This window comes from Bartonella sp. TS82HLJMH, assembly GCF_042193495.1.
In the GTDB taxonomy this organism is placed as follows: Bacteria; Pseudomonadota; Alphaproteobacteria; order Rhizobiales; family Rhizobiaceae; genus Bartonella; species Bartonella grahamii.
In genome coordinates this window covers 1-13,081 of the sequence record NZ_JBHILU010000002.1, presented here as the reverse complement: position 1 = coordinate 13,081, position 13,081 = coordinate 1, and the positions used below count along the sequence as shown (strand labels likewise).

Here is a 13,081-nt window from a genome sequence, read left to right as displayed (position 1 = left end):
GTTTTTTAAAGGTGGGCTGGTTGTTGTAGATAGCTCATAGGCTCCAGAAAGGAGAGTTATGCGATATATTGATAAAAAGACAGATGAAGTAAGAGATGGGGTTTATGCTGTTTTACCTCTTCGTGATATTGTTGTCTTCCCCCATATGATTGTTCCACTTTTTGTGGGCCGCGAAAAATCAATTCGTGCTCTTGAAGAAACGATGGCGGTTGACAAGCAAATACTATTGGTGACACAAAAAAATGCTTCTGATGACGATCCAAAATCAGAGGATATTTATCATATTGGTACATTTGCTAATATTCTTCAACTTTTAAAGCTTCCTGATGGTACTGTAAAGGTTTTGGTTGAAGGAACTGCACGTGCAAAAATTAGTCAATTTGCTTTAAGTGAAGGTTATCATCAGGCATATGCGACTGTTACAGAAGAATCTAGAGAAAGTGATGTTGAGATTGAAGCTCTTTCAAGGTCAGTGATTGCTTATTTTGAAAACTATGTAAAGCTTAATAAAAAAATCTCTCCTGAAGTTGTTAATGCGATTGGTCAGATTGATAATCCTTCTAAGCTTGCCGATACGATTGCTTCTCATTTGATGATAAAACTTGCAGAAAAACAGGAAATACTAGAGCTCTTACCTGTACGGGCCCGTCTTGAACGTGTTCTGTCCTTCATGGAAGGAGAAATTTCTGTTTTGCAGGTTGAAAAACGTATTCGTTCGCATGTTAAACGGCAAATGGAAAAAAACCAACGAGAATATTATCTCAATGAGCAGATGAAGGCTATTCAAAAAGAATTAGGGGCAGGTGATGATAGCCGAGATGAACTCTCTGAATTAGAAGAACGTATCAAGAATACAAAACTATCCAAGGAAGCACAGGAAAAAGCTGGGGCAGAATTGAGAAAATTACGGAATATGTCTCCTATGTCTGCAGAAGCGACAGTTGTCCGTAACTATCTTGATTGGTTATTAGCAATGCCTTGGGGTAAAAAATCTAAGATTAAAAACAATTTAGATTTTGCTGAAAAGGTCATGAATAATGAACATTTCGGTCTTGAAAAAGTTAAGGAGCGAATTATTGAATATTTGGCCGTACAAAGTCGCGCGTCAAAGATAAAAGGTCCTATTATTTGTTTGTTAGGTCCTCCTGGTGTAGGGAAAACATCATTAGCGCGCTCTATTGCAAAGGCGACGGGGCGTGAGTATGTTCGTATCTCATTGGGAGGCGTGCGGGATGAAGCAGAAATTCGCGGACATCGCCGAACATATATTGGTTCTATGCCTGGAAAAATTATCCAGTCTATGAAAAAAGCCAAAAAATCTAATCCGCTTTTCTTGCTTGATGAAATTGATAAAATGGGACAAGATTTTCGTGGAGATCCTTCATCCGCTTTATTAGAAGTTCTTGATCCTGAACAAAACAGTACATTCATTGATCACTATTTGGAAGTTGAATATGATCTTTCTGATGTCATGTTTATCACAACTGCCAATACGCTTAATATTCCAGGTCCGTTAATGGATCGTATGGAAATTATTCGTATTGCTGGTTATACTGAATGTGAGAAAATGGAAATTGTTAAACAGCATCTTTTACCAAAGGCGCTAAAAGATCACTGTTTGTCTAAAAAAGAACTCAGTATTTCTGATGGAGCACTAAGGTCAATTATTCAGTTTTATACACGTGAGGCAGGCGTTCGTAACCTTGAGCGTGAACTCATGAAAATTTCCCGCAAATCCGTTACAAAAATTCTCAAAACACATCAAAAATCTGTAAAAGTTACAGAAAGTAATATTCATGATTTCTTGGGTGTTAAACGTTATCATTACAATCAGATTGAAGGAGAAAATCAAATTGGTGTTGTGACAGGACTTGCATGGACAGAAGTCGGTGGAGAGTTATTGACCATTGAAGGAGTTATGATGCCTGGCAAAGGTAAGATGACTGTAACTGGAAATTTACGTGATATTATGAAAGAGTCCATTTCAGCGGCAGCATCTTATGTACGTTCTCGTGCTGTTGATTTTGGTATTGAACCTCCACTTTTTGAAAAACGCGATATCCATGTTCATGTTCCAGAGGGTGCAACGCCAAAAGATGGCCCATCTGCTGGGATTGCAATGGTGACAGCAATTGTTTCGGTTCTTACAGGAGTAGCTGTGCATAAAGATATTGCAATGACTGGTGAAATTACTTTACGTGGACGCGTTTTACCAATTGGTGGATTAAAAGAAAAACTTCTAGCAGCTCTTCGAGGAGGGATAAAAAAGGTACTTATTCCTGAAGAAAACGCAAAAGATTTGGTTGATATTCCTGACGATGTCAAAAATAATATGGAAATTATTCCGGTAAATCATGTAAGTGAAGTTTTGAAACACGCTTTGGTTCGTTTTCCAGACACTATTGAATGGAAAGAACCTTCTACGGTGGCTGTCCCAATCCGGTCAGAGAGCAGTGATAGTGAAGGAATACAGATTGCACACTGATTCACTTATCTCATTTATAACGGCATTTTTTAGGTGGTAGAAGGCGTTGTTGAGGTTATTATTCTGTTTTTTGTTGGAAAAAGTAAAAAATTCCGTGAATAACTGTGATTATTGCTAAAAAAACAATGTTTTGGATAAAAATAAGACTTCTGTTTGCTGTACTTTTCAATAAACTGACCAATAACATGATTAAGTCATGTTGTCAGGTAATATAGGGAAAGGAAATATTTTATGAATAAAAGTGAATTGGTTAGCTCCGTTGCTGAAAAGGCAGGTGTTTCGAAAGCGCAAGCTGGTGCTGTTGTTGATGCTTTTATGGCTTCTATAACAGAAGCTTTGGCTTCAGGGGGAGATGTTCGTCTTCCAGGTTTTGGCTCTTTTGAAGTTTCTCATCGTGCCGCAACAAAGGGGCGTAATCCTTCAACTGGTGCTGAAATCGATATTCCAGCACGTTCTGTACCCAAATTTTCTGCAGGAAAAAGCCTTAAAGAAGCAGTTAATAAAAAATAATTTAAGCTACATAAAAAAACCCGATTTATTTATAAGCGGGTTTTTTTTAGCACATGTATTATGCCCATTTTTCATATAACACGTTGAGATTTTTGCGGTATTTTTTATTTTTATGTATCGCTGGTATTTTTGAAAATAATTTTAAGTGTTGTATAAAATACTGTCAGCTTAAAATATATTTTTTAGCCTTTTCAGTAAAATATTGCACTGTATTAATGCAGTACCCGTGTGGCTTATAAAATGTAATGTTAACTTTTATTACGCTGAAGAGTTACGGTATTTATTTCAAAACAAGATCCGTAAATAGTATGAGGCAAAAAACTCTGTAAAGTCTATAAAAGTTATTATATACCGCCATTTACGCTTAATAAAAGTGCATGTTGGTGCCATCGTACTGTTTTTCTCAGTTCCTATAATGTTGCGACTAGCCCTTAACATCTGAGATGAGTGCATAAGGAATAGTTTTATTCTTTTACTTATACGCCAACCTTGCTTGTGACGCACCAAGAGGATAAGTTTTATTGATTTATTATAAGAGATTCTGAAATGAAAGAATCTTATGATATTTAGATTTCACTTTCAATATTGTGATTTTTCTTGGCATTTGAGAGGGAAGAGATAGATCCAGCTCTATCCTACAAATATTTTTTCCATATCCCTATTTCACTTGTGATATGCAAGCGAGCGCTTTTTCTTCATCACACAAAAGTTAAAGTGAGAGAATAACACAAATTTTGATGAAGGAAGTTAAAAAACAGAAAAATTACCCTTATAAAATAATGTATATTACGTAATATAAAAACTCTCAATAGAGATAATACAGTATTGTTTGTGTATTTTCCATCTATTTAATTTTTTATTATTCATAATATATTGATATGATTATTTTATTTTTAGTCATTAAATCAGATTAAATTGTTGATAGCGGTAAAGGTTTTTTATCGCCAAAAGTTATTTTACAAGCACCTACATAATTAAATAAATGGTGAAACGTAGAGTAGTATTTATTGATTGGGGGAGCAGTCTTTAAAAGGCTTTAGAATGATTTTTTCACGAGAGTCATAAAGATCTATTCAGTAGATGAGAGGCGAATCGTGTGTTTTTTATAAGGAACTCTTTGATTCTTTATCTGCTAACCACTGAGTACAATCATTGAGAGCTCTTGCTGTGATGGCTTGTTTTTTTACTAATTTTTTTTCTTTACTTGCTAAGCGTTTTCCTGAATGTCTAATAGAAGCAATAGGGGGAAAGAGTCCGAAATTGATATTCATTGGCTGAAAGGACTGTGTTTCTGCTTTTTCATCTATGATGTGTCCCCCTGTAATATGATTCAAAAGGGCTCCGAATGCTGTCGTTTGTGGGGGTAGGCAAGGGGAAATATGATGATATTCGGCAGCAGCAAAACGTCCAGCAAGAAGCCCTATTGCCGCTGATTCTACATAACCTTCACATCCGGTAATTTGCCCTGCAAAGCGTAGTTGTTTTTTTTGTTTTAAACGAAGGGTTTGATCAAGAATAATTGGCGAGTTGAGGTAGGTATTGCGGTGAAGACCACCAAGACGCGCAAACTCTGCTTTTTCAAGACCGGGAATCATTCTAAAAATGCGAATTTGTTCACCATATTTCAGTTTTGTTTGAAAGCCGACCATATTGTAAAGCGTTCCAAGTTTATTATCTTGGCGTAATTGAACGACAGCATAGGGTTTAACTGTAGGGTTATGGGCATTGGTTAAGCCCATAGGTTTCATAGGACCGTGTCTTAACGTTTCAAGTCCGCGCTCAGCCATAATTTCAATGGGGAGGCATCCATCAAAATAGGGCGTTTTTTCAAAGTCACGAAACTCTGTTTTTTCAGCATTTTTTAATGCTTCAACGAATGTTTTATATTGTTCTTTGTTGAGGGGACAATTAAGATAATCTTTTCCTGTTCCCTCAGGACCAATTTTATCATAGCGAGACTGATACCAACAAATGTTGATATCAATACTATCGGTATGGATAATAGGTGCAATCGCATCAAAAAAAGAAAGAGCTTTTATACCGGTTATTGCTTGTAATTCTTGAGCAAGTGCAGGTGATGTAAGGGGACCCGTTGCAATGACAACATGTTTCCAAGCTTTAGGAATTTCTTGAACTTCTTCACGTTTGATTGTTATAAGAGGATGGTTTTCGATTGCTGTCGTAACGGTTTTTGAAAATCCATCACGGTCAACAGCAAGGGCACTACCTGCGGGAACTTTGTTGGCATCAGCAGCTTTCATAATTAACGATTTCGCTAATCGCATTTCAGCATGTAAAAGCCCTACGGCATTTGTTAATGAATCATCGCAACGAAATGAATTTGAACAAACCAGTTCTGCCAAATTATCGGTTTTATGGGCATCTGATTTTTTTTCGGGTCGCATTTCATGCAAAACAACAGGAATTCCTGATTGAGCGATTTGCCAGCTTGCTTCACACCCCGCAAGACCGCCACCGATGATATGAATTGGGATATCGAATGTCTTTAACATAATTGACTTTTAGCGTAAGCAGTTATGTATGAAAAGCATAGATTTTGTTTTTTTTAATATATTTGTTTGCTTTTTTCCCGTAATTAATGGTATAGAGACGCCGCTTGTATAAGGTTATTAGCTTGTAAGTTTGAGCGGATGTGGCGAAATTGGTAGACGCACCAGATTTAGGTTCTGGCGGGAGACCGTGGGGGTTCGAGTCCCTCCATCCGCACCAAAGCAATCCCTTAAGTGCTACGGATTTCTACGTGTCTGAAATTCCGCTTCATGGTAAATGTAACACTCGAAGTGTTAGAATGTAATGATTATTAGAGTGGGGTTATCCCTCTCCTTAGGAAAATGAAGGTGTTTAATGCAGGTTACCGAGACGCTTAATGAAGGACTGAAGCGCGAAATTAAGATCGTGGTTCCAGCGAAAGATTTAGAAGAAAAGCTGAATGAAAGATTGGATGATACCAAGGGAAAAATCAAGCTTAATGGTTTTCGTCCCGGTAAAGTGCCTAGTGGGCATTTGCGAAAAATGTATGGTAAATCCTTTATGGCGGAGATTCTCAATGAGATACTCAGTGATGCGCCTCGGTCTATTTTAGCAGATCGCAATGAACGTGCAGCGATGCAGCCGAAAATTGATATAGATGAAGATGAAAAAATTCTAGATGGTAAAGCTGATTTTACTTTTAGTTTAAAGTATGAAGTTTTACCAAAAATTGAAATTAAAGATTTTGAACATATTAAGGTTATCCGTGAAATTGCAACTATTCCTGAACAGGATATTGATGATCAAATCAATCGCGTCCTTTCTTCTACGCGTAATTATTCCCTAAAAGAGGGGGCTTCTGAAGAAGGTGATCGTATTACCATAGATTATCAAGGTAAGCTTGAAGGCGCTCCATTTGAAGGTGGGGCAGATAGTGATGCACAACTGATTCTTGGGTCAAAACAATTTATTCCTGGTTTTGAAGAGCAATTGGTTGGTGTGAAAGCTGGGGATGCAAAAACGATTTTTGTTAAGTTTCCTGATAATTACAGTGCAGCACATTTGTCCGGACGGGAAGCAGAGTTTGACATTACTGTCAAAGCTGTCTTTAAACCAGATGAATTAAAAATTGATGATGAAGCAGCACAAAAAGTTGGTTTAGAGTCTCTAGATCGCTTACGTGAGGTCGTTCGTGGGCAGATTGAAAGCCAATACGGTTCAGTGACACGTCAAAAAGTTAAGCGTCAAATTCTTGATGCTTTAGATGCTGATTATAATTTTGAGATTCCTGAGGAACTTTTAGAGATTGAGTTTAACAATATATGGGCTCAGGTTAATGATGATTTGAAAAAGGCTGGGCGCAGTTTTGAAGATGAAGGTATTACAGAAGAAAAGGCACGGGAGGAATATCGTGTCCTTGCGCAACGTCGTGTTCGTCTTGGTTTGGTGCTTTCTGAAATTGGAATGAAGGTTGGTGTTAAAGTTAGTGAGGATGAGCTAAAAGCAGCCGTTTTTGATCAGGTTCGCCAGTATCCTGGACAAGAGAAAGAGATTATGGATTTTTTCCGCAGGACTCCGGAAGCTGTTGAAAATCTACGTGCTCCGATTTTTGAAGAAAAGGTCATTGATCATTTATTAGCACAGATAAAAGTCACAGATAAAGAAGTGACGGTTGAAGAGTTGATGAAAGAATATGACGAATCAGATGCCCCTGAAGAAAAGCCGGTAAAGAAAAAATCTGCAGTGAAAGAAACGTCTACAGAAAAAACATCAGCTAAGAAAAAGGCTCCTAAAAAAGCTTAATATTTATGCGAACAGAAAAAGCCCGATTCTATCGGGGTTTTTGTAAGATTTATGTCCTAGGATTGCACTGAGAGAATGGTTTTAGATAAGCCATGAGTATATTTTAAAATATTGGTAGTGGATTGGCAATGAGCATCATTGATACGCGTACTCCTGATTCTAAGCGTTTTATTTCTGGAGTTACAGGTGATTGGGAAGTCATCATTGGCATGGAAGTTCATGCGCAAATCATATCAAATTCGAAACTTTTTTCAGGAGCATCAACCAAATTTGGTGCAGAGCCGAACAATCATGTATCACTCATTGATGCAGCTATGCCAGGTATGTTGCCTGTTCTTAATCAAGAATGTGTCCGTCAAGCGGTTCGAACGGGGTTAGGATTAAAGGCGCATATTAATTTAAAATCTGTTTTTGATCGCAAAAATTATTTTTATCCAGATTTACCGCAGGGGTATCAGATTTCTCAATTTCGCTATCCCATTGTGGGAGAGGGAAAGATTATCATATCAGTTGGTCCAGATTCGAATGGCCAATTTGAAGATATTGAAGTGGGAATTGAGAGGTTGCATCTTGAACAGGATGCTGGAAAATCGATGCACGATCAACATCCAACGATGTCTTTTGTAGATCTTAATCGTTCTGGTGTTGCTCTTATGGAAATTGTTTCCAAACCTGATATGCGCTCATCAGATGAAGCCAAAGCCTATATGACAAAATTGCGTACGATTGTTCGTTATTTGGGCACTTGCGATGGCAATATGGATGAAGGTTCTATGCGTGCAGATGTGAATGTATCTGTTCGTCGTCCTGGTGAAAATTTTGGAACGCGCTGTGAAATTAAAAACGTTAATTCTATTCGCTTTATTGGTCAAGCAATTGAGTATGAAGCGCGTCGTCAGATCGCAATTTTAGAAGATGGAGGCGTCATAGATCAAGAGACTCGGCTTTTTGATGCGGCTAAAGGTGAAACGCGCTCTATGCGCTCAAAAGAAGAAGCACATGACTATCGTTATTTTCCTGATCCTGATCTTTTACCATTAGAATTTGATCAAGCATTTGTGGATGCTTTGGCAGCAGACTTACCAGAATTGCCTGACGCTATAAAAGCACGTTTTGTTAAGGAAATGGGATTGACAGTGTATGATGCTTCCATTCTTGTGACAGAAAAGGCTATTGCTGATTATTTTGAAGAAGTAGCGCGTGGGCGTGATGGAAAAATAGTTGCCAATTGGGTGATTAATGACCTTTTAGGGGCTTTAAATAAAGATAATCGTGAGATTGAAGAGTCACCGGTATCGCCAAATCAATTGGGAAGCATTATTGATCTCATAAAAGAAGGAGTTATTTCTGGAAAAATTGCCAAAGATCTTTTTGAGATTATTTGGAATGAGGGGGGAGATGCACGCCAAATTGTAGAAGAGCGAAATATGAAGCAGGTGACAGATACAAAGGCAATTGAGAGAGCCGTTGATGAAATCATTGCTAATAATTCTGATAAAGTTGCGCAAGCAAAACAGAAACCCGCTTTAGCTGGTTGGTTTGTTGGACAGGTAATGAAAGCAACAGCTGGTAAGGCAAACCCTCAAGCTGTTAATGAATTGGTTAAGATGAAACTTGGCATAGATTAAATTTTATGGGGTGGAGAAGAAGCCATACATATGATATCTTCTTGAAATTAAGGGATAGCACGTTATCCTATCAATTGGAATTGTAGCTGAATTTACTAGTAACTTTTTCGGTAATTTCAATCGTTAACATTTTTATTCCAACGATTAATTTCATGAGCGCACTAAATGAATGGAATAGCAGATGGCTCGTTTTTTTAAGCAAATCTTCACATGGTGGAATGGCAATACCATTGGTACGCGTTTTTTCACATGGCGCAAAGGTAAGCGGATAGGGGAAGATCAATTTGGAAATATATATTATGAAGGGGGACTTCATAAGGATGGTTATCCGCACCGTTGGGTTATCTATAAAGACTATTCTGAGGCCTCTACTATTCCACCAGGTTGGCACGGCTGGATTCATCATCGCTGTGAGTGCCCACCAACACAAGAGGATTATCATCCTTATGAATGGGAAAAGCCTCATGTTGCAAATATGACAGGAACAAGTGAGTACTATCGACCAAAGGGGGCTATCACCTCCAATGGAGAGCGTTCTTGTGTGCATGAAGATTATGATGCGTGGTCACCTAAAAAATAAAAGATTTTAGTGTGCGCGTATATTTTTGTCTTATTTGACTCTATGTTATGAAAAGAATTATTTTTTAAGATGCGATTGATTTTGATATGATGAGATTTTTTTTATTGTTAGGGGTGAAGCATTTTATATATATTTTTTTAATGGGAGTTTTAGTATTTTTATCCTTAAATAGTGGAGTGCGGGCTGAGCGTATTAGCAATGGAATTGCTGTTTTTGCAGGTCTTGACAAAATCACGGGGCGGACCACACGTTTTGAAGTTACTCTTGGTAAAATTTATCAGTACGGTGCATTACAGGTAACGCCACGTGCGTGTTATACGAGCTCTAAAGATGAACCAACGCGTACAACTGGTTTTGTTGAAGTCAATGAAGTGACATTAGATAAAAAAGTACGGCGTATTTTTACAGGATGGATGTTTGCAGATAGTCCTGGTTTGAATGCTGTTGAGCATCCTATTTATGATGTGTGGTTAAAGGATTGCAAGCAGAATTCTCAAGATCTTCCTCTTCAATGATTAGTATGTTATCTATGTATAATACATTTATTTATAATGGTTCTTTATCATTTTACAACTTAATGAGAGGTTCAAATTCCTATGATTGCCTCATTTAAAGTTTTTTATATTGAATTAATCCAAATTATTCTCTTGCGCATTACAAGTGGCGGATGTGTAGATAAGATTATCTAAGATAAGGAATAAAAATTTCCTTCATGAACTGTTTAAATTCAAAGATGCGTCATTAAAATCAACATATTTTTCAGCGTTTCATAGGAGACAGTTCTTGAATTATATTTGTTAGAGGTTGAACTGACGCTTTTGCATTTATGAGGGAAACAGACTATCAAGTGAGTAGTTCATCATGAAACACTAATGAATATATCTAGAGAAAGCTGTGTTGATAGTTTTTTCTCATAGAGATGTCGTTTTTCATTCAAAGAGTAGAAGAAATACAAGCTATATTAATGGAAAAATTGAGATTTAAGATTATTTAAAGTTTATCAATCGAAGTATAGCTTGGTTAAAAAATGCAGTGATCAGTATGTTTCTAGTAAAAAAACAATGTTTATATATTTTTATTATACACCACTTCATAAGTGAGTTTGTCTATTCGTAAGTTCTTGTATATTACATAATAACTTCACATTTTAATAAGCAGGATACCGCTAAGTTTGTAAATCATATTCTTGATATCCATGCTTTTTAAAATCTTTTGTATAAAATACACGTGTTTTCATGTAGAGCTATTGAAAATTTAAAAAGGAGCTTCGAAGAGGCGTTGAAAAGATTCTGCATCACTGGGAGTGGTATATTTATTTTGTATAAAGAATAACCCATTCTCTAAAGAATACGAGATTTTATAAAATGAAAGTTTCTAGTCACCAACATAATGATGTTTCTCGATTACCGAAACAACCTAAAGAACCCTTGTTGAATGTTCCATTTATTATAGTTGTTTTGATAGCATTTTGTTTTTGTCTTTATTGCATTTCTCAGTATTTTTTTTCTCATAAGGTTTATGTTGAAAGTCTTGAATTTTTTTCATTTATACCAGCATTGTTTAAGAGGGATCCTGTAGCACTCTGTTATACCATGGTGAGTTATTCATTTATGCATAGTAGTTTTAAACATGTTGCTATTAATATGGTTTGGCTTTTGGTTTTTGGCTCTCCTTTAGCAAGGCATTTTGGTGCTTTACGTTTTTTAATTTTTTGGGTGTTAATGGCAGTTATTTCTGTTTTGACTTATTTTACATTTCATCAAGAAAGTACCATATCACTTATTGGGGCGTCAGGTGCCGTATCTGGAATGATGGGTGCTATTGCACGTTACGGTTTTTCTAGTGGCTATCTAGCTGTCAATGCGCAGAACGAAAAACTTTTGGGACCTTTATTGTCCATTAAAGAAGCTCTGTGTTCTAAGGGGGTGCTTGTTTATATGGGGGTATGGCTGATGGCTGATTTTATCATAGGTATTTCTTCTATTTTGTTTGAAGAAAATGGCATCTCAATAGCATGGGAAGCTCATATTGGCGGATTTCTTGCGGGTTTTTTGTTGGTTGGTTTTTTTGATGTTTCACAAAAAAATTAAAAACTAGAATCTAAGATATTTATGTGCCACATAAAGCGCTATTGTTGCTGCATTTGAAACATTTAATGATTTAATATTTCCAGGCATATCAAGGCGTGTTAAAGCGCAAACGGTTTCACGTGTTTTTTTACGTAAACCTTTACCTTCTGCTCCTAAAACAAGAGCAATTTTATTCCCTGTTAATGCTGTTTCAAGAGGTTTGTCCCCTTCTGAATCGAGACCAAAGCTTGTAAAACCTGTTTGATGAAGTTCTTGAAGAGCTTCAGCGAGGTTTCGTACGGTAATATAATGAATCATTTCCAGAGCTCCAGATGCCGCTTTCGCAAGAACACCGCTTTCGTGGGGAGAGTGACGGCAAGTTGTAATAAGCGCTTTAGCTTTCAATGCAACTGCAGAGCGCATAATAGCGCCAACATTATGCGGATCGGTAATTTGATCCATGACAATGACCAGATCAGTATTGGTTAGTTCCGACAGTTTGCATGGTTTGAGGGGGAGAGTTTCCAAAACAATACCTTGATGAACAGCCTCACTTCCAACAAGCGAATCAAGATATTTTGGGGTGCATAATGTAACAGGGCAAGGATAATCTGATTCGGATATATTTAATCGTTTTAAGGCATTTTGTGTAACGTAAAGACATTTTAAAATTCTTTTTGGGTTTTCTAAAGCTGCCTGAACAGAATGAATGCCATAAAGATGGATTATCCCTTGCTGTAAAGAAGCAGCTTTCTTCTTTAGGTGTGTAAAAGATCGAGAAGGAGAGCCTTTTGTATCGCGATATCGGCGACGTAAACGAGCATAATGAGAATTTTGTGATGTTTTTTCTTTCATAGCTTCTTTATAGCGTGTTAATAAGAAAAATAGAGAGAAAAAATCTGTGATTTAAAGTTATGAGCAGGAAATTTGTACAGAATTGTATTTATTCTGTTGACAGATACAATAGTAATCGTCATAACCACTTCGCAATCAGATTGAATTGAATGGGTATTCAAGATGGTTTTCGTAATGTCTCATTGCGCGACTTTACCGGTGTAATGGAGGGGTGCCCGAGTGGTTAAAGGGGGCGGACTGTAAATCCGTTGCGTATGCTACGTTGGTTCGAATCCAACCCCCTCCACCATTCACCGAAGGAGAGTTAGTATGTGAGTCATGCGGGTATAGCTCAATGGTAGAGCAGCAGCCTTCCAAGCTGAATATGCGGGTTCGATTCCCGCTACCCGCTCCAAATAGTTGTTGGTGATTAGGCAAATAGGTATGATGGAAGATATTCCATTTATAGATTGGGTGGGGTTTTCCGTCTAAGAGTTGTGGTGATTGAGCTGGTTACAGCCCAGTCGGATTGAGTTTTGCAGGACTGTCCCTAGGTGCTAACAAGAATAGGGAATAAAAAGAGATTAATAGCGATGGCGAAGAGTAAGTTTGAACGAACAAAACCGCATGTTAATATTGGTACGATTGGTCACGTTGATCATGGGAAGACCTCGTTGACAGC

At 37.3% G+C, this 13,081-nt stretch carries 10 protein-coding genes and 3 tRNA genes; 11 read left to right on the top strand and 2 right to left on the bottom strand.

Annotation, left to right across the window (positions count from 1 at the left end):
• Positions 1-58 precede the first annotated feature (58 nt).
• Positions 59-2,485, top strand: a complete 2,427-nt coding sequence (lon, locus tag ACFIKO_RS01020; protein WP_375619461.1) for an endopeptidase La — start codon at positions 59-61, stop codon at positions 2,483-2,485.
• A 231-nt stretch (positions 2,486-2,716) separates the two neighbouring features.
• On the top strand, positions 2,717-2,995 hold the full coding sequence (locus tag ACFIKO_RS01015; protein WP_120122030.1) for an HU family DNA-binding protein: 279 nt from the start codon (positions 2,717-2,719) through the stop codon (positions 2,993-2,995).
• Positions 2,996-4,098: 1,103 nt separating this feature from the next.
• Here the strand turns inward: ACFIKO_RS01015 and trmFO are convergent.
• On the bottom strand, positions 4,099-5,508 hold the full coding sequence (trmFO, locus tag ACFIKO_RS01010) for a methylenetetrahydrofolate--tRNA-(uracil(54)-C(5))-methyltransferase (FADH(2)-oxidizing) TrmFO (RefSeq protein WP_273788337.1): 1,410 nt from the start codon (positions 5,506-5,508) through the stop codon (positions 4,099-4,101).
• A gap of 134 nt (positions 5,509-5,642) precedes the next feature.
• On the opposite strand from trmFO, the gene ACFIKO_RS01005 reads away from it, so the two are divergent.
• The 6 genes from ACFIKO_RS01005 to ACFIKO_RS00980 all read left to right on the top strand — a co-directional run bounded on the left by ACFIKO_RS01005 (position 5,643) and on the right by ACFIKO_RS00980 (position 11,586).
• A tRNA-Leu gene (locus tag ACFIKO_RS01005) sits at positions 5,643-5,725 on the top strand.
• A gap of 135 nt (positions 5,726-5,860) precedes the next feature.
• Entirely contained in the window at positions 5,861-7,288 is a 1,428-nt protein-coding gene (tig, locus tag ACFIKO_RS01000; RefSeq protein WP_375619462.1) for a trigger factor, read from the top strand.
• Between the two features lie 128 nt (positions 7,289-7,416).
• Positions 7,417-8,916: an Asp-tRNA(Asn)/Glu-tRNA(Gln) amidotransferase subunit GatB gene (gatB, locus tag ACFIKO_RS00995; protein WP_375619463.1), complete on the top strand. Its 1,500-nt coding sequence runs from the start codon at positions 7,417-7,419 to the stop codon at positions 8,914-8,916.
• Positions 8,917-9,097: 181 nt separating this feature from the next.
• On the top strand, positions 9,098-9,496 hold the full coding sequence (locus ACFIKO_RS00990; RefSeq protein WP_273788334.1) for an NADH:ubiquinone oxidoreductase subunit NDUFA12: 399 nt from the start codon (positions 9,098-9,100) through the stop codon (positions 9,494-9,496).
• A gap of 89 nt (positions 9,497-9,585) precedes the next feature.
• Positions 9,586-10,011: a DUF2155 domain-containing protein gene (locus tag ACFIKO_RS00985; protein ID WP_012755019.1), complete on the top strand. Its 426-nt coding sequence runs from the start codon at positions 9,586-9,588 to the stop codon at positions 10,009-10,011.
• Between the two features lie 849 nt (positions 10,012-10,860).
• A complete protein-coding gene (locus tag ACFIKO_RS00980) occupies positions 10,861-11,586 on the top strand; it encodes a rhomboid family intramembrane serine protease (protein ID WP_375619464.1) in 726 nt (241 codons plus the stop codon).
• A gap of 3 nt (positions 11,587-11,589) precedes the next feature.
• Here ACFIKO_RS00980 and ACFIKO_RS00975 read toward each other — a convergent pair whose 3' ends face one another.
• Positions 11,590-12,420: a TrmH family RNA methyltransferase gene (locus ACFIKO_RS00975; RefSeq protein ID WP_375619465.1), complete on the bottom strand. Its 831-nt coding sequence runs from the start codon at positions 12,418-12,420 to the stop codon at positions 11,590-11,592.
• 205 nt (positions 12,421-12,625) lie between these two features.
• On the opposite strand from ACFIKO_RS00975, the gene ACFIKO_RS00970 reads away from it, so the two are divergent.
• From ACFIKO_RS00970 to ACFIKO_RS00960, 3 genes are all read left to right on the top strand, one after another.
• Positions 12,626-12,709: transfer RNA gene (locus tag ACFIKO_RS00970), tRNA-Tyr, on the top strand.
• A 31-nt stretch (positions 12,710-12,740) separates the two neighbouring features.
• Positions 12,741-12,814, top strand: a tRNA-Gly gene (locus tag ACFIKO_RS00965).
• Positions 12,815-12,992: 178 nt separating this feature from the next.
• A partial coding sequence (locus tag ACFIKO_RS00960; RefSeq protein ID WP_236860026.1) for a GTP-binding protein occupies positions 12,993-13,081 on the top strand: 89 nt, incomplete at its 3' end.

What these genes read in the sequence shown, in the direction of transcription:
- lon (WP_375619461.1), top strand. Translation starts at nt 59, where the DNA reads ATGCGATATATTGATAAAAAGACAGATGAAGTAAGAGATGGGGTTTAT.
- ACFIKO_RS01015 (WP_120122030.1), top strand. Translation starts at nt 2,717, where the DNA reads ATGAATAAAAGTGAATTGGTTAGCTCCGTTGCTGAAAAGGCAGGTGTT.
- trmFO (WP_273788337.1), bottom strand. Translation starts at nt 5,508, where the DNA reads ATGTTAAAGACATTCGATATCCCAATTCATATCATCGGTGGCGGTCTT.
- tig (WP_375619462.1), top strand. Translation starts at nt 5,861, where the DNA reads ATGCAGGTTACCGAGACGCTTAATGAAGGACTGAAGCGCGAAATTAAG.
- gatB (WP_375619463.1), top strand. Translation starts at nt 7,417, where the DNA reads ATGAGCATCATTGATACGCGTACTCCTGATTCTAAGCGTTTTATTTCT.
- ACFIKO_RS00990 (WP_273788334.1), top strand. Translation starts at nt 9,098, where the DNA reads ATGGCTCGTTTTTTTAAGCAAATCTTCACATGGTGGAATGGCAATACC.
- ACFIKO_RS00985 (WP_012755019.1), top strand. Translation starts at nt 9,586, where the DNA reads ATGAGATTTTTTTTATTGTTAGGGGTGAAGCATTTTATATATATTTTT.
- ACFIKO_RS00980 (WP_375619464.1), top strand. Translation starts at nt 10,861, where the DNA reads ATGAAAGTTTCTAGTCACCAACATAATGATGTTTCTCGATTACCGAAA.
- ACFIKO_RS00975 (WP_375619465.1), bottom strand. Translation starts at nt 12,420, where the DNA reads ATGAAAGAAAAAACATCACAAAATTCTCATTATGCTCGTTTACGTCGC.